Origin of the sequence: Pseudomonas sp. SIMBA_041, from assembly GCF_046535095.1 — a bacterium.
Taxonomy (GTDB): domain Bacteria; phylum Pseudomonadota; class Gammaproteobacteria; order Pseudomonadales; family Pseudomonadaceae; genus Aquipseudomonas; species Aquipseudomonas mucoides.
Genome location: NZ_JAWRXJ010000546.1, coordinates 1 through 257 on the forward strand (window position 1 = coordinate 1; position 257 = coordinate 257).

The 257-nt window shown below is 62.3% G+C and carries 1 protein-coding gene; it reads left to right on the forward strand.

All coding sequences use genetic code 11. The features are described from left to right. Positions 1 to 185, forward strand: a 185-nt coding sequence (locus tag SB725_RS32295) for an MOFRL family protein (RefSeq protein WP_410923575.1), incomplete at its 5' end; no start/stop codon positions are given. Between the last annotated feature and the right edge of the window lie 72 nt (positions 186 to 257).

The window sequence follows — 257 nt, forward strand, 5'->3', positions numbered from 1 at the left end:
CCTTCATGACCCCGGGCAGCTACGCCCGTGCCGAAGCCCTGGGCCTTTCGGCCAGCGACGAGTTGGACAACAACAACGGCTACGGCTACTTCGCCGCGCTCGATGCGTTGATCGTCACCGAGCCGACGCGCACCAACGTCAACGACTTCCGCGCCATCCTGATCCTCGAGACTCCGCAATCATGACGCCTGATAAAAAAGTCAAAATCCTCGCCACCCTCGGCCCTGCGACCCAGGGTATCGACGACATCCGCCAGC